We start from the raw sequence: 26,512 nt of genomic DNA on the forward strand, positions 1-26,512 counted from the left end.
CGCCTAAATTGTTAAGCAGCTTGCTTATATTGTTCTGGATTTAGCTCCACAACACCAATTGGCTGCCAGTTTCTTTCATTTTTTGACCACCGCTCTGGATGTTCATTTCTCTTTTGCTGATACAGTGCTTTTCGCTTTGCTAATATCTCAGTATCAAGCCCTTCATGCCGTTGATTTGGTGTTAAAAACCTAATTCGGCTATGACGATGTTCGTTGTTGTACCAGTCCGTAAAGCTTTTAACCCACTCCCGCGCTTTTTCTAGAGACTCAAAGCCTTCACTTGGCTAGCGCGGATGGTACTTAACCGTTCTAAATAATGACTCTGAATAGGGATTGTCATTACTTACCCTAGGCCGACTGCGAGAAGTTACAACGCCTATATAGTGGTCAAGTTTTTTTGGAGAGTTATTAAGCCGCTTTTTTCAAGTTATACCAATTGCATTAAGTAAGTGATCTTGTTGTGCGTAGAGAAAATCAGATAAAACAAGGCGCTCGATTGACTAATAGCTGGCGATTAGGATTGAGAGCAACGCCATTTTAGTTAATTTTAACAAGTACAAGTGGGCAAATATTTAATGCAATTAATGGTATTAGCAGGTGCTTTAGCGACTCACATTACGTTGCAACTACTCAGTATCATCTATTTGATACCGGGGATGATTCTTTGCTCTGTTGCCGTACTCAAAGGCAATAACTCCAACCTTTGGTTCAAAAAGATACTCACCATTTATGCTTGGCTGCTAATATTGAGTTTACCTATTTTAACCATTTTAGGCTTCTACCTAATGTGGCTAAAACGCAAAATACTAACAACTTAGTTATTGTCGTTCGATTGTTGCAGCTCCCACAGAGCAGCGTACTCACAGGCTACAGATAATAACTGTTGGTGTGTTCCCTGCTCTGCGATAACACCATCCTTCATGACAATTATATTGTCTGCATCAACAATCGTAGACAGACGATGCGCTATTACCAAACTTGTATTATTAGCGGTGACTTCATTAATCGCCGCCATAATTTGTTGCTCGCTATAGCTATCAAGCGATGAGGTAGCTTCATCAAATACCAACACCTGTGGATTCTTTAAAATAGTACGGGCAATGGCTACTCGCTGTTTTTCACCACCAGAGAGTTTTAAGCCGCGCTCCCCCACCGTTGTTTGTTCTTTATCAGGTAAACTATTAATAAAGTCAGTTAAATGGGCGAGTTTGATGGCGTGAGCAACTTCATCATCAGTAGCATTTGGTCTGCCGTAGCGAATATTTTCAATCAATGTTGTATTAAATAACACGGTGTCTTGGGGAACGATACCAATCGCTTGGCGCAATGAGTCCTGAGTGACTTGCTTAATATCTTGCTCATCAAGACTAATGACACCGTCATTAACTTCATAGAATCGATAGAGTAATTTCACCAAGGTAGATTTACCACTGCCGCTTGCACCAACCACCGCTACTTTTTGTCCTCGTTCGATGTTAAAGCTAATGCCTTTGATAATTGGGCGATCGTCATGATAGGAAAAATGAACATCGTTAAATTGCACAGTGCCTTTGGTAATATTAAGAGATTGGGCATTTGATACATCAACAATCAATGGCTTTTTATCGAGTAGGCCAAACATTTGTTCTATGTTGGCAAGAGAGCCTTTAATTTCTCGATAAACAAACCCTAAAAAATTCAGCGGCATAAAAATCTGCATCGTGAACGCATTAATTAATACGAAGTCACCAATGGTCATTTTTCCTTGGCTCACTTGATAAGCGGCCATGCCCATCATTGATGTCATGGCAATGGCAATAATAAACGCTTGGCCGCCGTTGAGTGCAAATAGCGATAACCGATTTTTACGCCTTGCCTGCTCCCAAACGGCGAGTTGCTCGTCATAGGCATCGGCTTCATATTTTTCGTTACCAAAATACTTCACGGTTTCGTAATTAATAAGACTATCAATAGCGCGGGTATTAGATGTTGAGTCCGCCGCATTGGCTTCTCGAATGAATTTAGTGCGCCAATGGGTGGCTTTAACGGAGTAACTGACATAGCTAACAACTGCGATGGCGATGATTAATGCAAAACTGTAGCCATAATTAATAAGTAATATGCCAATCACAAAGCACAGTTCAATCATAATAGGCACTATGTTGAATACCATAAAACGCATGACAAAGCTTATGCCGGTAATGCCACGTTCCATATCACGAGCAACGCCGCCAGTTTGGCGATTAAGATGATAGTTTAAATCTAGGCTGTGTAAATGATTAAACACTTCTAATCCAATACGGCGCATAGCACGCTCGGTGACTCGGCCAAATAATGTATCTCTGAGTTCACCGAACAACACGGAGCCAAGTCGCAAGGCACCATAGGCCAATACTAACGCAATAGGTGCCGCTAGCATTTGCTGCGCGTTATCAAGATCATCAACAATGTACTTAAGCACAAAAGGCAAATACACAGTAGCGACTTTTGCCATCACCAAACACAATACGGCCATCAAAACACGCCATTTATATTCCGATAAATAAGGAGCAATACTTTTAAATACCGCCCAATTTATCGTATCTGGCACGTCAACTTGCTTCATCGAACGCATGAAATGCTTCCATTGTTGAAAAACAATTAGTTTACGCAGCTACTACTGCACTGTCAGTACGATTTTTAAGCACTGTTCAAATATATTCACACTCTTTAACAAAAAGTCTACAAAACAGTTAGTCAAAGGTGAGACATTCGGGAAAAAGCTTGATAGCATCGAGACAGAAAAATTGGCACTAATAAGCCAATATAAGAAGAAAAGGTTTAAGTATGAACGATAATAGAGAGCAATTTGGATCTCGACTTGGATTTATTTTAGCCGCTGCTGGCAGTGCAGTTGGCATTGGTAATTTAGTTGGATTTCCCGTTAACGCAGCCAAAAACGGCGGTGGTGCATTTTTAGTCATGTACGCCATCTTTGTCGTTGCTTTATGTCTACCAGTCATGATGGCAGAATTAGCCATGGGACGAAGCAATCAAAAAGGCCCTGTAGGTGCATTCACAGGTCTCTCATCGTCAGATAGTAAATGGCGTTTTGCCGGTATTCTGGGCGTATTAACGCCGTTTATGATTGGTATTTTCTATACCGTGATTAGTGTTTGGATCCTTGGCTATCTATTTATGGCCGCCACTGGCGATCTTGCGCATCTAGCAGCCGATGGCACCTTTGGTAGCTTTGTCAGTAGTTACTATATTTTTGCAGCAATGATTGGCGTTGTAGCCATTATTTACTTTATCTTAAAAATGGGCGTGCAAGACGGTATTGAGAAAGTATCGAAAATTCTAATGCCAGCATTATTCTTTATGTTAGTTGGCTTAGTAATTTTTGTATTAACACTCGATAATGCAGCCGCTGGTGTAGAGTTCTATGTCATTCCTGATTTTTCAAAAATCACCGCGTCAGTAATTAATGGTGCGTTATCGCAAGCCTTTTTCTCGTTGTCATTGGGTATGGGTATTTTAATTACCTATGGCTCATATTTAAGCCGTAAAACTAACATCGTAAGTTCGGCTAAGATGGTTGCAGTGGCTGATACATCAGTGGCATTCATCGCTGGTTTAATGGTAATGCCTGCAATTTTCTCATTTAATCCATCAGTTAACCCTGGTGAGTTAAGTGATTCTTCTGTTGGTTTGATTTTTGTTTTATTACCTAAAATCTTCCTAGCACTGCAAACATCAATCGGCTTTATTGGCGCGAGTATTGTTGCAACCCTGTTCTTCTTATTAGTATTCTTTGCAGCAATTACCTCACTGGTTTCAATTATTGAAGTCCCTGTTGCTTACCTGATGGATGAGAAGAAACAGACGCGTAAGAAGGCATTATCAACCATAGGTATCTTTGGTGGTGTATTAACTATTCTTGCAAGCTTGTCGCTAGGTATGGTTGGTTTCTTAACCGAGATGGTGACTTATGGCAGCGGCGTGAAATCGTTCTTCGATATCATTATCGATATTTTCTACGATACAATCTTGCCACTCAATGGCTTATTAGTGTGTTTATTTGTGAGCTATCGCTGGAAGAAACACAATCTTAATAAAGAGTTAAGTGTTGGCGATGACAGCTTTGAAGGTTCATTGATGCAAAAGTACGTTAACTTTTCATTAGGTACCTTCATTCCAGTTATCTTATTGGTAATTTTCTTAAATACCGTTGCTGATAAGTTTTTCGCTCATTCGTTGTTTGGTTTTTAAACTTCTAACGATAACAATGAATAAAAAGGTTGCTGCGGCAACCTTTTTTGTTGGTACAAACAATGTGTATGTAATTTAAGTGATAATTAGACGCTACTAGCCCGGACATAGAAAAATTTTACAGAAGCGATGTGGTTACCATGGTGAGCAGATATCAGTTTATCAACTCTAATGTTATGGCCAAAACCATCGTTTTCAATGACAGAACAGCTTGGAGAAATCAGCTGGACCATGGCTAACGGTTAAAGGTGTAAATTGATATTAACAAAGAGTAGAAAAGGTTTTCATTATGAATAATTTAAATGCCGACTTCCTTTCATCAAACGATCCAATGTAGCTTGCGATTTTTTTATATTAATGAGATCGATAGATTCAATCATTTCGCACTCATCAATAACCATTTCATTGATCGAGCTTGGATAATGGCGACAGTCTTCTGGCCTGTTCAAGTAAATACTGCAAGTATATTTAATTGAATCTGACGCTTTACTTTTTGGCTCGACACCTAAGAAAGGACAACGCGTCAATTGCTCTTTGGTGTCAGGGTCAAACCAAATTTCGTCATCCTTTACATATGCATAGATTTCTGGATTAAATATTTCCCATAGTGCTATTTCATCAGCAGTCGCCGACAACGCACCATCGCCATATTTTATGCAACATTTCCCGCATTGGTTACAGTCTTTCATCACACACCATTAGTCATTCCGCTGTTATGAAGAATAATATCATTGGTAAGTACAACAATAATACTGACAAAATGAGTTTATCTTCCTGATGTAATATTAAAAATTTATGACAATCGAAATAAGCGCTATGCGCCAATTCGTAACTCAATTATTATAAACGGCTGTTGATATTTGGCTTCATATTATATTCAATCGACAACCTTCAAAAAACCTTAACACACTTAAAAAAGATAGTTCAGTTATGTTTGACGTTATAAAACAGTTTTTCATTTTAGGCCTCATGAGTTTTGGCGGCCCAGCTGCTCACATTGGCTATTTTCATAAACAATTCGTTGGTCAGTTAAAGTGGCTCTCTGAAGAAGAATTTGCGAGCATTGTTGCCATTAGTCACTTATTACCAGGACCTGGTTCGAGTCAGGTCGGTTTTGCAATAGGTTACCATCGAGCAGGCTGGCTTGGTGGATTAAGTGCCTTCATCGGCTTTACGTTACCATCGTTCGCGCTGATGATTGCCTTTGCTTATTTTGGCAATATTTTTCACGACAATTCGGTTTTGGAAAATATTATTCATGGCTTAAAACTACTAGCTGTTGTCGTCGTTGCAGATGCTGTCTTTGGCATGTTCAGTAATTTTTGTAAAAACAAGCTCACGCAAGCCTTATGTATTCTAACCGCTATTTCTATTTTGCTATTCCAATCAATAGCTGTTCAGATGATGGCCATTATTATTGCTGGCGCTCTGGGTTATAAATTCTTATCAACATCTAATGACTCAAATCAACGTAGTACGCCACTGAGTCTTAACAAACCAATATTCGTAATATCCATCATCTTGTTTGGTGCAAGTTTTATTGCATATGAACATGATGTGTTAAGTGTCTTTTTCAGCTACTTTCAAGCAGGAAGCTTAGTTTATGGTGGTGGCCATGTTGTTTTGCCCTTATTACAAAACATTACCAGCGACACCTTAAGTCATGACACCTTTTTAACAGGTTATGCCCTAGCACAAGGCGTACCGGGTCCCATGTTTACACTAGCTACTTTTCTTGGCTATAACTCGCATACTGGCGCACCACTACTTGGCGCAACCCTAGCAACCATCGGAATATTTTTACCGGGGTTCTTATTATTAACTTGCTTTAAATCTAGTTGGAGTGCAGTATCGAGTAATCCAACATTAAAAGGAATTACCGCTGGTATTAATGCTAGCGTTGTTGGGCTATTAATCGCGGCGCTATACCAACCTATTTTTACCAGCGCTGTCATTAATGTTTCAGATTTTGTCGTCGTATTAATTGGATTACTCGCCCTTAAATCACAAAAGCTATCTATCTTAAGACTCATTTTTGTGGTGTTGTTATGCAACTTTTTGCTAATGCAATTTACTTTTTAAGTACTCTATAACCTGTTATTATCGTTGCACTCGCCACACCATGTGGCTGGGTGCAATAATCCTAGATTCAGCATTAGGCGGGAAATAAGAGTGTAGCTATCTGATTTGATTAGCGTAATGAAAAAATGCGGTGTCACCTTATTGGTAACGAGTCATTTTTTCATATAGCAAGGCGAATCAAGGAGCTGCGCTATGATTCCTGTTTCGACTGCTGAATCTAGGATAATAATTTGAAGTGAGTACTTTCCATGACTACCACCATTGAATACACTGCCAAGGCGCTAAAAGAACTTGGACATCCAATTCGACTAACCATTTTTAAACGCTTGGTAAAATCGGGCATTCAAGGATTAGCAGTAGGACAACTTCAAAAAGAACTTCAAATTCCCAACTCGACGCTATCTCATCATATATCGAGCCTCGCTTCGGCGTCACTCATTCGTCAGCGCCGTGAAGGAACCACACTTTATTGTGTCGTTGAATACGATCGTTTTATGCAAGTGATCAGTTTTTTGCAGGATGAATGTTGTATCGAATCACCCTCTCAAATTAGCTAAGATCAATAGCTTATACCCATAGTCGTTGGATATGTTGGAATTTATAGCAAGGATAAGAATTAAGCTGCAAGGCGCGTAAATGAGTAATAGCTTGCTATTGCGATTGAACGCAACGCAGCAGATTGTATTTTTAGACCGCCTATAAAACCTACATTTTCATTGATTATGGGTATAATACCAATTGCATTAAATATTTGCCCACTTGTACTTGTTAAAATTAACTAAAATGGCGTTGCTCTCAATCCTAATAGCCAGCTATTAGTCAATCGAGCGCCTTGTTTTAGCTGATTTTCTCTACGCACAACAAGATCACTTACTTAATGCAATGGTATTAGTGATTATTTACTTTTAGCACATCATTTTATTGTGTGTTGGGCTTACTTAAGTTTATAAACCACATTAATAGTTTTACGTAGCTCAATAGTCTCTGGCGCAAACATGTTGTAGTTCCCGCCGCGATCAGACATTTTCATTGCTTCAAATCGCCCCATGTTTTCTTGGCGCAAGCCAAAACGTGCAAAAAATTCATTAAAGCTACTATCTTGCGTTGCCGCAAACACACTGCCTAGTTCAGTATCTAATCCTTCTGCTAAATCTTGTGCTTTTTGTTTAGCGTCTTTACCTGCTTTCTTCACAAGAGCCTGTGTTAACGATTGACGGTTAGATACATCAAAATTGATAGTGACATTATTGACGTTTTTCATCGCAATTAATTTATCCATCACCAATGAATAATGCTCAATATTGCGCAATGTCACTTCAAAACGCTGATTAACTTCATAGCCTGAAATCTTACCTTGCCCATAGCCATTGGTACGTTCACGTTGAATCTGCTTATTGAGGTTAAACGATTTGATGTCGGTCTTTTTAACATCCAATTCATTGAGTAGTTTGACTATTTCGCGACCACGCAAGCCAACAGTAAATAATGCTTGCTCAGGATCTTTATCAAATGCCATTAAATTTAAATGAATAGTTGCCATATCAGGTGCAACCTTGGTTTTTGCTTCCCCAGTCACTAAGACAAATGGAAAATCGGGCAAGTTACTCGCTTGTGCATTTGGCGTCACAAAAATTAACGACGATATAATCATGGCCGTAGCAGTTAAAAATTTAATCATTAGATACCTTATTAATTAGAAGGATAAAGTTTCACGGACTATAGAGTCTTGAAACTGAACAAGAACTTTATATACCGAGTATAAACTCTAACGGTTTTTCATTAGCAACACTACCAAGATTACATTTAGCAACAATTACTCAGTAGCGCAATGATTGCAATTATCACTGTTGACTCATATAGTAGATTCCAGCATAAGAATTGCCTATAAATTGAGCGCCCAATAAAAATAATAGCAGGGACAGTTATGAGTAATCGATTTCAAGATATTGTCAGTCAGTGGCACCAACAAAAAGACGATGTTGATTGGGTACTATACCCATGCTACTTGAAAATGCGAGTTTCAGAGCTCGGGTAGGACGCTAGTACAAGGCATGATTCTTAATTAATGGTTATTCCCTGATTATGAATCATAACGCCGTAATAGCTTTCTACCCGAACTCCCGCAGGGCAAGGCGATAAGCGACCAAATCCGTCGTTATAAAATATGGGTGGGGAATGACCACACCACCGATTTTATGCCTTGTCTTTGGCACGCTTCTCGATTTGCTGAATTCACGCATTTCCAAGTGGCATGGGTATAGCAACCATCGTTCAAACGAAAGGATCCTCATACCGCAAAGCCGGCGCGCACATGATGATCAATAGCCTTGGTCAGAGCTTTGGTATGCTGTCTGGTGGATGCCTTGAAGCTGACTTAAAACGCCAAGCTCGCAAGTGTTGGACCACCAATCAATCACAAGTTGTTTGTTATGACATGAGTGATGAAAGTGATATTGCGTGGCAGCTTGGTATTGGCTCTGGCGGCATGGTGCGCGTATTTATTCAGCCGATAAATCAAGCCAATGATTACCATCAACTACACCTTATTCATCAGGCATTTATTGATAACCAATCGATAGACTATCAGCTCATTGTTAACGACGTTGATGCGATTAATCAGTGCGTATTCACCGCAACAAATCTTGAGAAATCGAGTTCATTTGATGAAACAACGCAATGCTTCACAAGCCATTTAAAAAGTAAGCCAAATATTGTAATTTTTGGTGGTGGTATTGATACTTTGCCATTGGTTTCATTAATGAAAACAATGGCATGGAATATCACGTTAATTGATGCGCGTAGTAACTATGCACGGCCATCAGTATTTAAAAGCGCCGATACGATTATTAATCAGTCATATCAATCGCTTACGAAACATCCCGCGTTGATTAATTGTAACGCAATTGTCATTATGCATCACAATATTGAATACGATGCACAAGCGATAAAATTAGCCCAATCTAGTCCTGCATCCTATGTTGGGTTATTAGGTCCAACTCATCGAACAATACGGGTTTTCGAACAAACGTGTTTGGATAACATTTCATTGCGGTGCCCATTAACTAATCCTATTGGTTTAGCACTGGGCGGCGATTTACCAGAGACGATTGCCCTCTCCATTGTCAGCGAAATTCAAGCGCACTTATCGCAAGCTTCTGCGACACCATTAAGCACATTTGAGTATTGTGTCAATGAGGTCAATCATGCCTCTTAACGCCATCATTTTAGCAGCAGGAAAAAGCACTCGCTTTAACGGTATCAAACAACTAGCTAATCTCAACGGCGACAGTCTTGTTAACCATACGATTAGCCAAGTTGATTGCCCGACAATCAACCACGTCTACATTACACTTGGCGCACATAGTTGCCGCGTAATGTCGCAACTGCACGAACATGTCAGCCCTATCATCAGTCAAAACTGGGAGCTGGGAATGGGACATAGCTTGGCAGATTCCGTGAATGAATTATCACAATCAAGCGGGCGTTTGTTGGTGTGCCTAGCCGATCAAGTAGCCGTATTACCAAATCATTATCGGCAGCTTACAGAGCTAAGTCGTCAACACCCTGATGCCATTATTGCATCTTGTGTCAACGATCGCGCCTGTGTACCTGCGATCTTTCCAAGACGTTTCTTTACACCTTTATCCCAACTTCAAGGGGATCAAGGTGCCAAAGAAATTCTAAAACAACACGCTGCTGACGTGGTAACCGTAAATTGCCCTTGTGCTCAGCAAGATATTGATACCAATGAAGATCTCTTTATGTATCAGCAAGATAAACTTTAACCAATTTCTGATAAAGAAAGGTAAATCTATGATAACGCTTAATATAAATAATAACGACGTAGCTATCGATGCCCCACCAGAAATGCCTTTGTTGTACGCCCTGCGCGATATAGCACAAATGACTGGCACTAAATTTGGCTGTGGCCAAGGTTTATGTGGTGCCTGCACCGTTCATCTAAATGGTCAACCTATTCGTTCTTGTGTTACGCCAATCGCAGCAATTGGTAACCAAAAAGTCACAACGATTGAAGGACTAGCTGACACAACACAACATCATGTTCAAATCGCGTGGCGCGAATATAAAGTACCACAGTGTGGTTATTGCCAAAGTGGTCAGCAAATGAGTGCAGCTGCGTTACTAGCACAAAATAATTCACCAAGTGACGAGCAAATCGATCAACATATGCAGGGTAATATTTGCCGCTGTGGTACTTATAAACGAATCAAAGCCGCTATCAAACAAGCGGGTAACGCGATTGCTCAAGAGGCGACAATCCAAGGAGCCCAATCATGAATTCAACCATCGAGCTCCATAGCGATGACAATGTCGAAAATGTAAGTCGCCGCCGCTTTATTCAAGGACTAGGGTTAGGCTCGAGTGCATTTGTGCTTGGCGTTGCCATTCCACTCTCGTCAAATGCAGCGTCAACGGCAACATCAGTAAAAGATGGCCAGTTGCCACTCAATTTCTTTGTTAGTTTAGATAAATCAGGCGCCATCACTATTGTTTGTCATCGCAGTGAGATGGGACAAGGGATCCGTACTTCGGTGCCACAAATAATTGCCGATGAGATGTGTGCAGATTGGAACGACGTAACAGTGGTTCAAGCCCCTGCTGATCGTGAAAAATACGGTTCACAAGGCACAGCGGGTTCAGCGTCGATTCGCAGTCATTTTAAAACTATCCGAACAATTGGTGCCACTGCACGCCACATACTTGAACAAGCCGCAGCTAACGTGTGGTCTGTCGATAAATCAGTCGTTAATGCCGACAACGGATTTGTTATTAACACGACTAACGGCAAAAAATTAAGCTTTGGTGAACTAGCGAGTATTGCTGCAAAAATACCAGCACCTGAAAAAGTGAATTTAAAATCAGTTAGTGATTTTTCACTCATTGGCCGAGATGTAAAACTCAGTGTTCTTGACAATATTGTTGCTGGTAAGGCGATATACGCTCAAGATATTCAACTTCCTAATATGTTGATTGCTAGCATTACGCGCCCACCTGTTGTTGGCGCAACAATCAAATCACTTGATGACAAAGTATCGCGTAAAGTCGCAGGGGTAGTTGATGTTATTCGATTAAAGCCACGTAGTTTCCCTGTTAACGTTAATCCATTAGGCGGCGTTGCTATTGTTGCAACAAATACTTGGGCAGCGCTTGAAGGACGTAAAAAACTGATCATTGAATGGGATCGCGGTGTTAAGGGTAATCACAACAGTGAAACCTTTAAAAAAGAGCTTGCCAATGCCGTAAAAAATCAAGGAAATATCATTCGTCAGCGCGGGGATGTTTATCAACATGCCTATGATGAAAATGCACTAGAAGCCACTTATACCGTCCCCCATTTGCATCATGCATCAATGGAAACACCAGCAGCAACCGCAGTAGTTGATGGTGACAAATGTGAAATTTGGGCAGGCACGCAAAACCCGCAATAGGCGCAAGGACAAGCGGCAGGCGAACTTGGTTTACCGCCAGAAAAAACCAGTAATGTGACCCTCAATGTCACACTGATGGGCGGTGCATTCGGCCGTAAATCCAAAGGCGATTTCGTGGTAGAAGCTGTTGAATTGGCAAAAGCTACCAAGCGCCCCGTAAAAGTAGTGTGGAGCCGTGAAGATGATATAAAACATGGCTTTTATCACTCCATCGCCGCTAATTATCACAAGGCACAAATCAACAAAGACAAATCCATCGATTTTTGGATTGGCCGCAACGCTTATCCGCCGATAGGCTGGTTGTTCAATGATAAAACCAAAACACCAAGCGATAGCCAGTTATCGTTAGGTTTTGCAGATTTGCCCTTTAATATTGATAACTTAAGCTGTGAAAACCACGAAGTAGAATCATACGTTAGACCCGGTTGGCTTCGTTCTGTTGCCTGTATTAATAACGGGTTTGCATTAGGTTCTTTTGTGGACGAGTTAGCTGACAAGGCCAAAATCCCAACGCGCCAGATGTGGCTGAACTTATTAGGTAAAGACAACTTTATCGATCCTCGCGAAGATGGCTTTGATAAATGGTCTAACTACGGCATGGTCGACCAAAAAGATCACCGCATCAGTACCAAACGTATTAAAGATCTTATTAAACTACTCAGTGATAAAGCTAACATTGATGAAGAACTACCGAGTAATGAAGGTTGAGGAATAAGCTTCTTACGCAGTTTTGGTAGTTATGTCGCTGCCGCCTCTAAGGTTCGAGTTGCTAACGACAAAGTCACCGTACTTGAAATGCATACTGCGGTAGATTGCGGCATTGTTGTCACGCCAGATCGCGTTAAAGCGCAAATGGAAGGCGCTATGGTTATGGGATTAACGATTGCCTTAATGGGGGAGATTACGACAGAAAACGGCGAAATCATGCAATCAAACTTCCATGATTATCCAGTTGCGCCGATGCAACAAATTCCACCGATGTTTGTACATCTTGTCGAATCAGACCTAGCACTGGGCGGCATTGGCGAGCCTGGGCTTCCTCCTGTGCCACCAAGTATTACCAATGCAATATTTAAGGCCAGTGGTAAACGAATTCGTGATTTACCCGTCAATAAAGTCTTTAATGTGTAATTGAAACACGAATGGCGTATAACATCATGGTTATACGCCATCTATAGGTATATAATCCGCCCAATTCAACTTTTAAAGACCCTATTATGAGCATTCAAGACATCGAAGTATCGAACAACATTCGTAAGAAAATTATCACAGCACTGAGAGACGACAGCGTTTTCATCATCGAAGAAAATGGTGATTTAATTGTTAGTGTTGAAGCATATGGCATGTTTGCTGAGCGTATTAAGCGCTCACCTTTAATTGAAATTCTGGGTGATGATGTTCTTGATTTCTCTGTTGAATACTTTGTATTTAACTAATCGAGAATAATGCACTAATCAATGGCGACGACATCATAATGATGAATGTTGTCGCCAATGGTTAACACTACCTCGTCATCGACCATTTTTCCCAATAGTTGAGCACCTAATGGTGACTGAGGCGTAATCACTAACACTTCAATCTCGTTCCATTGCACCTTTATTCCACCAGCACTTGGACCGATGAGTACGTGTCGCACCCCCTCTCTCGATTCTAAACTGACAATACTGCCCAAGGTAATTTCATCAATCAATTGTCGATTTTGATACAACTCATTAAACAAAGCATTATCTTCAATGCATTGTGCCATTCTCTCTTGCTGACCATGAGCCAAGTAAGAGGCCTCTAACCCACGGGTATCATATTTATTTTCAGCAACGGCTTCTTTATCGGTTGCCGCTTCATGCGCACGATCAGCGCTGTCTTTTGCAACACTAATTAGACGCGTTAACTCAATAAAGAGCTCCTGCCATATGGCTCGCGCATCAATGGTCATAATCACACACACTCGGCAATGATTGCTGACCTAATAAAGAACGGACATTAAACGGCTGCTGTGAATTGTTAGCATCAAATACTATCTGCGCCGCGTCACTAATGAGAAAATCCCCTAACCCATTTAAACGCCAGAAATTAGGAATCGATTTATCCATTTGGTGAAAACAATAGGCACTGGTATCGCCATGAATAACTAAAACAGGTTTATCGGTTTGCGCCGCTTTATCAGCAAGATGCTGGCGAATTTTATAATAACCGTCGCACTTATCAGGATTATCATCAGTGCATGCTACTGGGTATTTTTGGGTGTCAGGTTGATAAATGTCCGCTTGAAACGTGATGACATAGCCAGTGCTTGACGAATCCTTCGCAAATAAACTATCAAGCCACGCGATATCATGAGCCTCACGTCGCTTGGCTTCATCCCATATTTTCTGCTTGTCACCGACTTTAATATCATCACGCCCAAAATTGGTACCAGGCACGTTAATAGTCGCAAAATATAAGCCACCAATTTGCCATCGTGCGTTTTCAATATATTCATTTTGACGAGTCAAGTTAGGCAGTTTAGTCGTCAGTTTTTCGCCATCTTTACTAAAGAAGGTGTCACGCAGAAACGCTAGGCGCTCTAGTTCAAAAAAGCGCGGCGACATGCTTGCTCTATCACAGTCAGTCCAGTCATTGTCACCCGGTGTAAATACCGCCCGCTCAGGCCATAGGTTATATAATTGCTCACGACGTTCAATCAGCAACTCATCCGTACAGGCCGTACCGCCAGATTTTATATCACCAAAATGAACAACAACTTCAGGATCAAAGGCGTTAACTGCTTTTACAATCGAACCATTAGGCGCTGTTAACATCTCATTTTCGTCCGCTTTATATGGCATATCGCCAACAGCGACAAATGCGACTTGTTCGGCAACGACATCAAGCTTTTCTAATGGCGTTTTCTGCTCACTGGTACAGGCAAATAGTCCAACAAAGGCAACGCCTGCAGCTAAACCAATAACAACCCTTTTCATGACTTTATCCTTAGATTTTTTAAAGCGCCTAACATACATCAATAAATACAATATCGCTTGCTTTCTTATTTAAGATCCTTAATTTAGTTTTCAAAACCGTCCTAAAGTTTGATCTCAAATAGGATTTCAAACATGATTTTATTATATCGTCTTGAATCTTTGAATTTTATTCATCTGGAAACTTTTTGGGATCACTATGCTAACTTTGGCTCGAAAAATACAATTAGCGCTTGCCGTTATCGGCCTATCATTACTGATGACAACAGTGCTTTATTTTTATAATGACGAGAAAAACATGGCGCAAGACTATGTTGCCATCAATCTCGAAAGTATTGCTCAAAATTATTTTGATTCCGTCAATACCATGATGCTCACAGGCACCATGGCAAATCGAAAAATTTTCCAAGAAAAGATTGTTTCACACCAAGATATTGTCGAAGCGAAGATTATTCGCAGTGGCATAGTCAATAAGCTCTACGGCAATGGTTTTAGTGATCAAGTCGCCACCGATGACTTTGAACGCTCTGGCCTTGCAGGTAAACAAGACACCCAAATTATTACTCGTAATGGCAAACGAATCATGCAATTTATTATGCCAATGCGTGCCAGCAAAGATTACCGTGGTACAGATTGTTTAGGTTGTCACCAAGCCAAAGACGGTGACATCTTAGGCGCTGTTAAAGTCAGTTACGACTTATCGCAAAGTGATAGTAATATTCAATCATCCATCATTAAAGCGGGATTACTTCAGCTATTTGTAACACTAATTAGCTTCGGTATATTGGCCCTTATTCTTTATAAACTTATCTTTATGCGTATCAATCGCCTAAAAGGTCACTTAAATAATATCGAACGTGATTTGGATTTAAGTACTGAACTTAAAATTCATCACAACGATGAGTTAAGCGATTTAAGCCGCGCTATCAACTCATTAACGAGCAAGTTTAGAGAGAGCCTACTTAATGTCTCACAAGCGACCCAAGAGCTAACCAATGCAGCGAAAGACGTCAACGATATTTCAATGCTGACGAAAGAAGCGGTACTCACCCAAAAAACGGCTACCGAATCTGTCGCTGCGGCCATTAACGAGTTAGATGCGTCAGCCAAAGAAGTTGAAAACCACACGCAGTTTGCAGCCAAAAAATCTATTGAAGCCAATGAAGGCGCAAGCAAAGGACTAATGATCGCACAGGATGCCCATCAAGGTATCAACACACTGCGCGATGAAGTTCAGGTCAACAGCAAGAAAATCGAAGAACTAGGCCTCAAAACAAGCGAAGTCGGCACTGTACTTGAAGTGATAACGCAAATTGCCGAGCAAACAAACCTGCTGGCACTGAATGCGGCCATAGAAGCAGCACGTGCTGGAGAGCAAGGACGTGGTTTCGCCGTCGTTGCTGATGAAGTTCGTAGCCTAGCAACACGTACTGGTGAATCTATTGTAGAAATTCAAGGCACCATCGACAGCCTACAACAAACAGCTGGTGAAGCCGTCGAATCAATGGTTAATGTGAGTTACGATGCCAATGAAAAAGCGGATAATGTCGCCAATGTCTCTAACTTATTAACTGATATCGCCGCACAAATTCGCGAACTCGATGAATTAAACGCTCAAATAAGTAGCGCCGCTCATCAACAAAACCTAGCGGCCGATGAAATCAACGAAAACGTTATCAACATTAGCGACGTTGCAGAAAAATCAGCAGAAGATGCCATTAAAGGCGAAGAGATTAGTTTGTCATTGCTCGAGCTTGCTAAAGGTCTATCTGATCAAGTGGCTAAATTTAAATTGTAAAACCCTTCTTTAATTCGTATTAGGCCTTTAAGCATGGCCTAATGCGCGTCTATAATGCTCGAATTAATCTCTAAAATAATCTTTACGGAATTCCAATGAGCAAACAAATTACTGACGAACAATCTCAAGAACTAATGGACGGCATTGCCCACTTATGTGGAGAAATGGAGTTAGAGCCAGAACAAATTCTTGATGGCATCGCGCGTTCATTAATGGGTGCGTGTAGTGCATTAGGCACATCTAACCTTACGGTATCTGTTGATGATTTTGGACAATGTGAAGTGAAATTACTTGAACAGGTCGTTGTTGAATAATTGCGATGACAACAGAGCATTTTAAAGGGCAATTCGAAGTAGAGTTAAAATATCGAATTGCATCACCTCAAGCATTCAAACGCGCTTTAAACAAAGTACCGCATGACATTCGTTTTGAAGATAATAGTGAAACCGATTGGTATTACGACACAGAGAATAATTGCTTACGTACCGATAGTAAGCACCAACTACTTAGAGATATCCAACCTGCCAATATTCAATTGTGGATTGTCAAAGGTCCTGGCGGTGATGATTGTGAAGCAAGCGATATTCTAGATTTAGGCGCGGCAAAAAACATGTTGTCGACGCTTGGCTATCAATTGACTCTTACCATGAGCAAAACCCGCAGTATTTATTTCGTGGGTGAATATCACATCACTTTTGACTATCTAGAAGGCCTAGGCTATTTTGCTGAGTTTGCGATAATGACCGATGATGAACCTGCATTGGATTACCATCGTCAACAGCTGGTATCGTTAGCTGATAAGTTTTCTCTTGGTAATAACGAACTTGAACATAGTTCATATCGCACCTTATTTGAAAGCGTAAACGAGTAAATACTCAATCGCTAATAAAATAATCCTTTAAATTCATCCCATATTCCCAATGATTCATTGGGAAAGAAATCAATTCCAAGCCACGATTTTAATAAATACAAAATCACAAAAATCACGCCAAAAATAATTATTCCTATCACAAATAATGTCATTAAAAACAATAATGCTGCGGTGAATCGTTCCGCCGGTGATAAGCTACGTTTATTGACCCCGCCAAGAAAGACAATATAGAAACTCCACGGTACAAATGGCAGTGCTAAGGTTGGCCTAAAATCAATTTTATGATTGTCCCAGTCTCTTGTACTAATCGCTTTTTGTAATGCTTTGCGTTGTTTATAACTGAAACTATTAGCGACTGCGGGATCCATTTTTCCTAGCAATTGTTTAACGTGGGCATGTCGTTGATTTGATTTATATGTCGTCATAGAGCCTCATTTACTGGTCTAATTCAATATAAAACTAAAGAATTAACTTAATTATATTTTTAGCACTTTACCACTCAATTAAGCATAGTCTTTGACAGATAAAAGATTATAATTAACTCAATGTTTATTGCTCGTTCAATCATTGTGCGAAGTTTTAAAAGCGCTCCTCAACTTTGACAATAAAAAATGCCAGTACACGGCATTAATTTTTACCTAGTATCGCTTGCCCATACTGCACAATTTCTTTAGAAATTTTCTTGTGGATTCCTTGCACTAACACCCAGCTATGCCAATACATTGTTAACGTTATTGATTTATCACTACACAAGTTAATCAACTCGCCACTGGCAATTTCATATTCAATTTGCAGCGTTGGCACTAAACAATAAGCAGCCCCCTGTTTAGCGAGTTCGACGAAAGCTTGAGACGAGCGAACACTATGACAATAGTAATCACGGGGCTGAATATTAAAATGTTGTTCAATAAACTTAACGTGCATATCATCGTTAGGATCATAACTGATCCCCGGTGCATAACGCAGGCTATCTTTAGTGATCCCATTAGGGAAATAGCGCTTAGCAAACTCTGGTGAACACACTAAAATAAAGGTGACATCACCTAGTTTAAAAGATTGATACCCCGGCAGTGCTTTTTCAATACAACTCACCGCGCCAGTCGCTTGCCCTGATCGCAAGGTTTCGATGGTTTGATATTCATTTTTAACAATCAAATCTAGCTCGACTAAATGACGTTTGAGTACAGGGGTAATAGCGCCGAGAAACCAAGTGGCAATAGAGTCTGCATTAACCGCAAGGGATACTTTAATCGGTTTAGTAGGTGAGTCAGGAGCTAGCTCTGGAATAAGCTCATTTTCAAGCTCTCGCACCATCTTAAAATGCACAACGAGCCGCTCTCCGGCACTAGTTGCAGTAATTGGGCTAGACCGAATAATCACAGGCTGGCCGATATTCTCTTCCAATAACTTAATCCGTTGTGACACAGCAGATTGAGTGATAAACAACTTAACAGCTGCTTTTTCAAAGCTTTGTAGATCAATAACGGCGGTAAGCGCCTCAAGCAATTTGTAGTCGAATTTCATCACGTACACTCATTAATAACCAAGCCAACCCATCATAAGTAAAATTAATGATATATCAAATTTATTAATTTTATTTAACAACCATTAGCGCGCAGAATAGCCACATATTTTAGTTAGCACAATTTATACCCGCTCAATATTGAGGAGCAACATAATGAGTTATTTAGTCGCCATGAAAGGATTTACCCTAGGTCTAAGCATGATCGTTCCAATCGGTGCTCAAAACGCCATGATCTTAAACCAAGGCATTAATCGTAATCATCATTTGTTAGCAGCAGCACTTTGCGCATTCTATGACATCTTACTCATTTCAGTAGGCATCATGGGTGGCAGCTTAATCTTAAATAGCAGCGATATCATGTTTACGCTATTAACCTGGGGTGGGATTTTATTTCTTATCGGTTACGGCGCTAGCTCTTATCAAGCCGCGCTTTCTCCACAGACAAGTGAAAAAGGCAATAAAAACACAGCGCATAAATCAATTAAGGTTGTTGTTTTAACTAGCTTGGTGGTTACATTCTTGAACCCACATGCCTACATCGACACAGTAATGGTAATTGGCAGTGTTGGTGGTCAATTTGACGGGTTAAATAAATACTACTTCATGGCAGGCGCAATGGCTGCATCATTAACATGGTTCTTCACGTTGGCATCAGGCGCCGCTAAGCTCTCTCACATTCTAGCGCGCCCTAAAGTAAAACAAGGCATCGACTTAGCGATTGCCGCCGTAATGTGGATTATCGCAGCAAGCCTTTTCCAAAGCTGGATTGAACGTTTTTATTCATAAGCTTCACACCGGCGTATTATTATAAATATCTAGTAATACGCTCTAACGTCACATGCTTTATTTTTAATCTCTCAAATTCATCAAAAAATCACCAAGATCGCTCGACTTATCACACTAATCTATCTATAGTGCCGCTCCTTAATTAGCCACTTAATTTGATGGTGCAAACGTCTGCGATCGTTTGCCACAAACATCTAGGAATTTCACTTTGATTACTTCAGCAAATATCACCATGCAATTTGGCGCCGAGCCATTGTTCGAAAACATTTCAGCGCAATTTGGACACGGCAATCGCTACGGTCTCATTGGTGCAAACGGCTGTGGTAAATCAACGTTCATGAAGATCCTAAGTGGTGAGCTTGTACCAACGTCAGGCAACGTATCTTTAACGCCAGGTAATAAAGTAGGCGTATTAAGCCAAGACCAGTTTGCCTTTGAGCAATACAGCGTTGTTGATACCGTTATCATGGGTGACACCGAACTGTGGAAAATCAAAGAAGAGCGCGATCGTATTTACGCGCTACCAGAGATGTCTGAAGAAGAAGGTATGCGCGTTGCGCAACTGGAAAGTGATTTTGCTGAAATGGACGGTTACAGCGCTGAAAGTCGTGCTGGCGATATCTTAATTGAAGCTGGTATCGAAGAAGAATATCACTTTGGCCTCATGCAACAAGTTGCCCCAGGTTGGAAAGTTCGTGTGTTATTAGCACAAGCGTTATTCGCTAACCCTGATATTTTATTGCTTGATGAGCCAACCAATAACTTGGACATCCACACCATCAACTGGTTAGCCGAAGTATTAAATCAGCGTAAATCAACTATGATTATTATTTCTCATGACCGTCACTTCCTTAATTCAGTGTGTACCCATATGGCAGACATCGATTACGGTGAATTACGTATTTACCCGGGTAACTACGAATACTTTATGGAAGCATCAAGCCTTATTCGCGAGCAACTATTGGCTGAAAACCAAAAGAAAAGTGAAGAAATTGACGAACTTCAAGCCTTTGTGAATCGTTTTGGCGCCAATGCTTCTAAAGCAAAACAAGCTAGTTCGCGTGCTAAAAAAATGGACAAAATTAAACTTGACGAAGTTAAAGCATCGAGCCGTATGACACCATCACTAAGCTTTAAAGAAAGTAAAAAACTACATCGCCAAGCGTTAATTTTAGAAGAGATAGGCCATGGTTTTGACGGTGAAACGCTATTCAAAAACGGTAACCTTATTTTAGAAGCCGGTGCAAAATTAGCGGTAATCGGCGAAAATGGTGTTGGTAAAACAACCTTCCTGCGCTGTTTGATGGACGAATTGCAAACAAACCAAGGTGTAGTGAAATGGTCAGAAAACGCTGCTATTGGTTATTGCCCACAAGACAGCAGTAACGACTTTGATAACGATCTCACGTTATTCGATTGGATGAGCCAATGGCGCACACCAAAGCACAACGATTTAATGGTTCGAGGCATGCTAGGTCGTTTACTGTTTACGGCAGATGATTCGAACAAGAAAGCGAAAAACTGTTCAGGTGGAGAAAAGAATCGCCTGTTATTCGGTAAACTAATGATGCAAGACATCAATGTACTAGTCATGGACGAACCGACTAACCACATGGATATGGAAGCCATTGAATCATTAAACATCGCGTTAAAAGCGTGGGAAGGCACCTTGATTTTCGTTAGTCATGATCGTGAGTTTGTATCGTCACTAGCCACAGGTATTATCGAAATTAAAGACCAAGAAATGGTTCACTTTAGCGGTACCTACGATGAGTATTTATCAAGCCGAGAACTGCAATTGAAAATTGCCTAAGTCAGTTATTATAAAAGCAGCCAATTGGCCAACACTGATCAGTTAAGAAATCGATCAGTTGACAGAAACAACGATCATACGACAATAGCCTCATCTTTTGGATGGGGCTATTTTTTATGTTATCTATGTGGTTGGATGATGTCCACACTCTTGCAGAGCCAGAGAGCGTAAACATTTTTCAAAAAAGTTTACCGCTTGAGTGGATTGAATCCGTACTAAAAACAACGAACAAAGCGAGTATCAGACGCAGGAAATTACCCGCAGAGCTTGTTGTTTGGTTAATTGTTGGTATGGGCTTGTATCGGGATCGTTCAATTAATGATGTCGTGAATAAACTAGATTTATCATTAACAGATGAGTTAGGTGAAACAGTTGCACCAAGTGCCGTTCCGCAAGCGCGTTTAAGGCTCGGAAAAGAACCATTAGAAGCATTGTTTAATTTAACGGCCGCGCATTGGGTAAAACAAGAAGATACAGAAGACACTTGGCACGGGCTGCAACTCTTTGCTGTAGATGGTACTTGCTTTCGCACCCCCGACTCACCAGAGCTTGCTGAACACTTTGGCTATATAAAACATCGCAAAGACCGCCATACTGAATATCCAATGCTTCGCTTATGCGCGTTAATGTCATTACGCAGTCGATTAATTCATGATGTCGCCTTTGGTCCTTGCGTTAAAGGAGAAATCACACACACCAAAACCCTCAGTATTCCTAATCAAAGCCTTACGCTATTTGACCGCTGCTATTTGTCAGCAGAGTTGATGATTAATTGGCAAAGAGCGCATATAGATAGCCATTGGTTAACCCCGATAAAGTCTAATACACGATTTCAAATTATTGAAGAATACAGTAGTGGAGATTGTCTCATTGAAATGAATGTTTCCGCGCATGCGAGGAAACAAGATCCCAGTTTGCCAGAGACTTGGCAAGCTAGAATGGTGACTTACAAGGAGCCCAAAGGTCAAATTAAAGGATTTATCACCTCATTGCTTGATAGTGAATTATATCCAAAGGACGACTTACTTCATGTCTATTGGGAGCGATGGGAAATCGAGAATGGTTATGGTGAAATAAAATGTCAACAGCTTGAAAACTCAATGATGTTACGTAGCCAAACGGTAACAGGGGTTTATCAAGAGCTTTGGGGGATATTGATTGCGTATAATCTTGTGCGAGTTGAGATAAGTCAAATAGCGAAAGAAGCTAAAGTACCACCTCTGCGTATCAGTTTCATCATGGCATTGCGTTATATCCAAGATGAGTTACTGTGGTGTGCGATAGCTAAGCCAGGAACAATCCCCAGTAAACTCAAAGCGATGCGAGCTAAAGTGAAAAAGTTTGTGCTACCTAAAAAAAGAAAACGGCCCAAACCAAGGACCGTTAGAATCTCTAAAACTAGTTATACCATTCAGAAAAAACATGCTTAACTGAATGGTGTTGGCCAATTGGCTGCTTTTTACTTCTTACAGCTCACTACTGATACTTTGCCGCTGTAATAAACTCACTAAACGACTCACACCAAACAATCACGCTATTATACCAATTGCATTAAGTAAGTGATCTTGTTGTGCGTAGAGAAAATCAGCTAAAACAAGGCGCTCGATTGACTAATAGCTGGCTATTAGGATTGAGAGTAACGCCATTTTAGTTAATTTTAACAAGTACAAGTGGGCAAATATTTAATGCAATTAATGGTATTATGTAAAGACTTTGTAAAAGAACGATGAACAGCTAAAAATAAAAAAGCGACCTTTAGGTCGCTTTTCAAAACTTTTTTCAACACAATGCTAATACATCACTGACATTTAGCGTATGTTATCACTTTGCAACATCTGTTGCGGTAATGACTGGTTCACTCATATTTTTTTGAGAATTATTTACCACTGCCTGACGGCAATGACGCCCTTTACTTAATTTGTCACCAATAATGAGCAAACAAGGTGTTAAAAACAGCGTTAATAACGTCGCGAAACTCAAGCCACCAGCAATGGCACTTGAAAGCTGAGTCCACCATTGTGTCGATGGCGCGCCAAAACTAATATTACGTCCCACCAAATCAATGTTCATTGCTAATACCATTGGCATCAAGCCAAGTACTGTCGTTACCGCGGTTAGCAATACCGGACGTAAGCGCAAGCTACCAGTAATCAACGCTGCATCATAAGGATTATGACCTTTGCGGCGTAAATCGTTGTAACAATCAATCAAAACGATATTGTTGTTCACCACGATACCAGCGAGCGCAATTATGCCTACCCCCACCATTACGATGCCAAAGGTTTGCCCTGTCACTAATAAACCAAGTAATACACCCGCTGTTGAGAACACAATAGCTGAAAGTACCAACATCGTTTGATAAAAACTATTAAATTGCGTGACCAAAATAAGCGCCATTAAGAAGATAGCAATTAAGAACGCCGAGCCTAAGAAGGCACCCGTTTCTTCTTGCTGTTCTTGCTCACCTTTAAACTTAAAGCGAATATCTAGTGGAAATTTCTCTGCTTTAAGCTTTTCGCCCATTTGAATAACCAAATCATTGAGTAAATAACCCGGAGCAGGTTCAGCTTGAATCGTCACAACGCGGCGACTATCAACACGGTTCACCGTACTCGTTTTATTCGCAGGCTCTAACGTTACAAAGTTAGACAGCGGCACTAAGCCTTGAACGGTATTGATTTTCAGCTGTAATAGTTGATCTAAACTACGTTGTTCACGTGGGAACCTAATGCGAATATCAACTTCATCATCGGATGTGTCAGGGCGAAACTCTGCTGCTTTAATACCGTTAGTCACCATTTGCACGGCATTGCCAATAACACTAATGTTAGCGCCATAGCGACCCGCTTCTTCGCGATTCACATTTAAACGCCATTCGATACCTGGTAATGGACGATTATCTTCAACCGCTTCAAAGCCGCCCATATCAACCATGGTTTGACGAATTTTAGCCACTGTCGCGTAGATATTTTTGTTATCTAAACCACTCACCAATAACTTAAATGGTTTGCCTTGCACAGGGCCATCGTCAGCCTTTTTAAACTCTAGTTGCACACCAGCGATGTCTTTTGTCACATCACGCATGTTCTGTAAAATTTCTTGCGCTGGGCGACGCTCTTGCCAATCAACAAATTGAAATTGGATCGTACCAATAACATCTTCTGCCGTTTCGCCACCTGGTTTGTTAAAGCTACGACCATAGACTGATTTTAGTTCTTTAAAATCAAGTAAACGGCGCTCAACTTGGAATAACAACGCATCTTTTTCAGCAATCGATAAATCACCACGCGCATGAATATTTACTAACGCAGACTCAGGTTCAGTTGAAGGAAAGAATTCAACACCATTACCCAATTGGAAATAAGCCAAGTAAGTGGCCACAATAAATACGACTGCGGCTATTAATGTTTTGATCGGATGCAGTAACAGCTTTGCTAATACCGAGCGGTAACTTTTGTTAAATGGCGTATCTGGTAATTCGTCTTCGTCAGTAACCGACTGTACACCTTTGCTGCGACTGATCACGCCGCCAAGCACTGGCATAAATACCAAGGCCATTAACAATGACGCGGTTAAACAAAACAACACGGTGATTGGCAGATATTTCATGAACTGACCAACAACGCCCGGCCAGAATACCAACGGCATAAATACCACAAGCGTTGTTAATGTTGCCGCAATAACAGGCCACGCCATACGACGTGATGCATAGGCAAACGACTCTTTTGGCGATATACCTTGTTTCATACGTCTGTCGGCAAGCTCTATCACAACAATAGCGCCATCAACGAGCATACCCACAACCAGAATTAGACTAAACAACACGACGATATTAAGTGTATAGCCAATCATGTTGAGTACTAAAATCCCCGCCAAGAATGAACCGGGAATAGCCAAACCAACAAGTAGTGATGAACGTAGACCCATCGCGCCCAAAATAATAATCATCACTAGCACTATGCCCGTCATTACATTATTTAAAAGATCATCAAGCATGGTTTTTACCTGCGTTGATTGATCCATGATGTAGCTATGCTCTAAACCTTGTGGCCATAGTTTTTGATGCTCAGTCACTAACGCTTGAACTTCTTCAATCGTTTCAATGATGTTTGCGCCAACTTTCTTCTTAACTTCTAATACCATCGCTGGTTTGCCGCCAACACGGGCAAAACCTTCTGGATCTTTAAACGTAGAACGCACACTCGCAATATCTTGGAATGTCACCACTTGGTCGCCAACAACTTTCACTGGCATGTTAAGCATGTCTTCTACATTATCGATTACGCCTGGCACTTTTAGCACCTGACGACCATTGTCTGTATCAATAGCACCCGCCGCAACAAGACGGTTGTTAAAGTCGATGGTACGCAGCAATTCGTAGTAATCAATGTTGTAGCTTTCAAGCGCTTGCGGGTCGACTATGACTTCCATCAACTCTTCACGATCGCCGCCAATATCAACTTCTAGAACCCCAGATAATCCTTCGATATTATCTTTTAAATCACGGGCAATACGGCGCACAACACGCTCTGGCACGTCACCAGACAGCGCCAAACTAAGCACAGGAAACAGTGCAACATTCACTTCATGAATTTGTGGTTCATCGGTTTCTGCTGGTAGTTTACTTTTAGCTGCATCGACTTTTTCGCGCACATCAAGCAGGGCTTGGTCGGCGTCAAATCCAGCATCAAACTCAAGGGTTACTGACGCGTGACCTTCACCAGATACCGCGCGCATTTCTTTGATGCCCTCAATTGACTTAAGCTCTTTCTCCATCGGACGAACGAGTAAACGCTCGCCATCTTCAGGTGAAATACCGTCATAGGTCATCGATACATAAATAATAGGAATGGCAACATCAGGCTGCGATTCTTTTGGAATCGTATTAAAGGCAATTAATCCGCTAATAAACAAAAATACCAAAATCATCATGGTGGTTCTTGTGCGATCAACGGCTGCATTAATTAATGCGTTAATCATAATAAATCTCCTCGCCAGCT

21 protein-coding genes and 2 pseudogenes are annotated in these 26,512 nt (G+C 40.9%); 14 read left to right on the forward strand and 9 right to left on the reverse strand.

The window, feature by feature from the left end; translation table 11 throughout:
* Positions 1-11 precede the first annotated feature (11 nt).
* Positions 12-380, reverse strand: a pseudogene (locus ACMAZF_RS15795) (integrase core domain-containing protein); the annotation flags it as partial.
* 434 nt (positions 381-814) lie between these two features.
* Positions 815-2,593, reverse strand: a complete 1,779-nt coding sequence (locus ACMAZF_RS15800) for an ABCB family ABC transporter ATP-binding protein/permease (RefSeq protein WP_435274710.1) — start codon at positions 2,591-2,593, stop codon at positions 815-817.
* A gap of 212 nt (positions 2,594-2,805) precedes the next feature.
* Between ACMAZF_RS15800 and ACMAZF_RS15805 the strand changes: the two genes are divergently transcribed.
* Positions 2,806-4,230: a sodium-dependent transporter gene (locus ACMAZF_RS15805; protein WP_435274711.1), complete on the forward strand. Its 1,425-nt coding sequence runs from the start codon at positions 2,806-2,808 to the stop codon at positions 4,228-4,230.
* Between the two features lie 287 nt (positions 4,231-4,517).
* Here the strand turns inward: ACMAZF_RS15805 and ACMAZF_RS15810 are convergent, their stop codons facing one another.
* A complete protein-coding gene (locus ACMAZF_RS15810) occupies positions 4,518-4,919 on the reverse strand; it encodes a YkgJ family cysteine cluster protein (protein WP_435274712.1) in 402 nt (133 codons plus the stop codon).
* A 241-nt stretch (positions 4,920-5,160) separates the two neighbouring features.
* On the opposite strand from ACMAZF_RS15810, the gene chrA reads away from it, so the two are divergent.
* Positions 5,161-6,312, forward strand: coding sequence for a chromate efflux transporter (gene chrA, locus ACMAZF_RS15815; RefSeq protein ID WP_435274713.1), 1,152 nt, complete (start codon positions 5,161-5,163; stop codon positions 6,310-6,312).
* A 248-nt stretch (positions 6,313-6,560) separates the two neighbouring features.
* Positions 6,561-6,869, forward strand: coding sequence for an ArsR/SmtB family transcription factor (locus tag ACMAZF_RS15820; RefSeq protein ID WP_435274714.1), 309 nt, complete (start codon positions 6,561-6,563; stop codon positions 6,867-6,869).
* 377 nt (positions 6,870-7,246) lie between these two features.
* On the opposite strand, the gene ACMAZF_RS15825 is transcribed toward ACMAZF_RS15820, so the two are convergent.
* Entirely contained in the window at positions 7,247-7,990 is a 744-nt protein-coding gene (locus tag ACMAZF_RS15825) for an SIMPL domain-containing protein (protein WP_435274715.1), read from the reverse strand.
* 573 nt (positions 7,991-8,563) lie between these two features.
* Between ACMAZF_RS15825 and ACMAZF_RS15830 the strand changes: the two genes are divergently transcribed.
* The 5 genes and pseudogenes from ACMAZF_RS15830 to ACMAZF_RS15850 all read left to right on the forward strand — a co-directional run bounded on the left by ACMAZF_RS15830 (position 8,564) and on the right by ACMAZF_RS15850 (position 13,198).
* Complete coding sequence (locus ACMAZF_RS15830; protein WP_435274716.1) at positions 8,564-9,526, forward strand: XdhC family protein; 963 nt, start codon at positions 8,564-8,566, stop codon at positions 9,524-9,526.
* Positions 9,516-10,097, forward strand: a complete 582-nt coding sequence (locus ACMAZF_RS15835) for a nucleotidyltransferase family protein (RefSeq protein WP_435274717.1) — start codon at positions 9,516-9,518, stop codon at positions 10,095-10,097. The genes ACMAZF_RS15830 and ACMAZF_RS15835 overlap by 11 nt, the downstream gene beginning before the upstream one ends.
* A gap of 28 nt (positions 10,098-10,125) precedes the next feature.
* Complete coding sequence (locus ACMAZF_RS15840) at positions 10,126-10,611, forward strand: (2Fe-2S)-binding protein (protein ID WP_435274718.1); 486 nt, start codon at positions 10,126-10,128, stop codon at positions 10,609-10,611.
* Positions 10,608-12,893: pseudogene (locus tag ACMAZF_RS15845) on the forward strand (molybdopterin cofactor-binding domain-containing protein). Before ACMAZF_RS15840 ends, ACMAZF_RS15845 begins: the two are co-directional and overlap by 4 nt.
* Before the next feature lie 86 nt (positions 12,894-12,979).
* A complete protein-coding gene (locus ACMAZF_RS15850) occupies positions 12,980-13,198 on the forward strand; it encodes a hypothetical protein (RefSeq protein ID WP_435274719.1) in 219 nt (72 codons plus the stop codon).
* A 14-nt stretch (positions 13,199-13,212) separates the two neighbouring features.
* Here ACMAZF_RS15850 and ACMAZF_RS15855 read toward each other — a convergent pair whose 3' ends face one another.
* Positions 13,213-13,695 carry a GreA/GreB family elongation factor gene (locus ACMAZF_RS15855; protein WP_435274720.1) on the reverse strand — a complete coding sequence of 161 codons (483 nt, stop codon included), beginning with the start codon at positions 13,693-13,695 and terminating at the stop codon, positions 13,213-13,215.
* Complete coding sequence (locus ACMAZF_RS15860; protein ID WP_435274721.1) at positions 13,685-14,722, reverse strand: hypothetical protein; 1,038 nt, start codon at positions 14,720-14,722, stop codon at positions 13,685-13,687. The genes ACMAZF_RS15855 and ACMAZF_RS15860 overlap by 11 nt, the downstream gene beginning before the upstream one ends.
* Before the next feature lie 196 nt (positions 14,723-14,918).
* On the opposite strand from ACMAZF_RS15860, the gene ACMAZF_RS15865 reads away from it, so the two are divergent.
* The 3 genes from ACMAZF_RS15865 to ACMAZF_RS15875 all read left to right on the forward strand — a co-directional run bounded on the left by ACMAZF_RS15865 (position 14,919) and on the right by ACMAZF_RS15875 (position 17,388).
* A complete protein-coding gene (locus tag ACMAZF_RS15865; protein ID WP_435274722.1) occupies positions 14,919-16,517 on the forward strand; it encodes a methyl-accepting chemotaxis protein in 1,599 nt (532 codons plus the stop codon).
* 95 nt (positions 16,518-16,612) lie between these two features.
* Entirely contained in the window at positions 16,613-16,831 is a 219-nt protein-coding gene (locus tag ACMAZF_RS15870) for a hypothetical protein (RefSeq protein WP_435274723.1), read from the forward strand.
* A 5-nt stretch (positions 16,832-16,836) separates the two neighbouring features.
* On the forward strand, positions 16,837-17,388 hold the full coding sequence (locus ACMAZF_RS15875) for a class IV adenylate cyclase (protein WP_435274724.1): 552 nt from the start codon (positions 16,837-16,839) through the stop codon (positions 17,386-17,388).
* Positions 17,389-17,399: 11 nt separating this feature from the next.
* Here ACMAZF_RS15875 and ACMAZF_RS15880 read toward each other — a convergent pair whose 3' ends face one another.
* Both ACMAZF_RS15880 and ACMAZF_RS15885 read right to left on the reverse strand, forming a co-directional pair.
* A complete protein-coding gene (locus ACMAZF_RS15880) occupies positions 17,400-17,813 on the reverse strand; it encodes a hypothetical protein (protein WP_435274725.1) in 414 nt (137 codons plus the stop codon).
* 202 nt (positions 17,814-18,015) lie between these two features.
* Positions 18,016-18,912 (reverse strand): LysR family transcriptional regulator ArgP, encoded by an 897-nt coding sequence (locus tag ACMAZF_RS15885; protein ID WP_435274726.1) that lies wholly within the window; start codon positions 18,910-18,912, stop codon positions 18,016-18,018.
* Between the two features lie 154 nt (positions 18,913-19,066).
* Between ACMAZF_RS15885 and ACMAZF_RS15890 the strand changes: the two genes are divergently transcribed.
* The 3 genes from ACMAZF_RS15890 (at position 19,067) to ACMAZF_RS15900 (ending at position 22,942) form a co-directional block, all read left to right on the forward strand.
* Entirely contained in the window at positions 19,067-19,699 is a 633-nt protein-coding gene (locus ACMAZF_RS15890; protein ID WP_435274727.1) for a LysE/ArgO family amino acid transporter, read from the forward strand.
* Positions 19,700-19,907: 208 nt separating this feature from the next.
* On the forward strand, positions 19,908-21,512 hold the full coding sequence (locus tag ACMAZF_RS15895; protein ID WP_435274728.1) for an ABC-F family ATPase: 1,605 nt from the start codon (positions 19,908-19,910) through the stop codon (positions 21,510-21,512).
* A 116-nt stretch (positions 21,513-21,628) separates the two neighbouring features.
* The gene (locus tag ACMAZF_RS15900) at positions 21,629-22,942 is read left to right on the forward strand and encodes an IS4 family transposase (protein WP_435277182.1); all 1,314 of its coding nucleotides are present in this window, start codon (positions 21,629-21,631) and stop codon (positions 22,940-22,942) included.
* Between the two features lie 391 nt (positions 22,943-23,333).
* Here ACMAZF_RS15900 and ACMAZF_RS15905 read toward each other — a convergent pair whose 3' ends face one another.
* Positions 23,334-26,492, reverse strand: coding sequence for an efflux RND transporter permease subunit (locus ACMAZF_RS15905; RefSeq protein ID WP_435274729.1), 3,159 nt, complete (start codon positions 26,490-26,492; stop codon positions 23,334-23,336).
* Positions 26,493-26,512: the final 20 nt, after the last annotated feature.

The organism is Psychrobium sp. nBUS_13, assembly GCF_051201665.1.
In the GTDB taxonomy this organism is placed as follows: domain Bacteria; phylum Pseudomonadota; class Gammaproteobacteria; order Enterobacterales; family Psychrobiaceae; genus Psychrobium.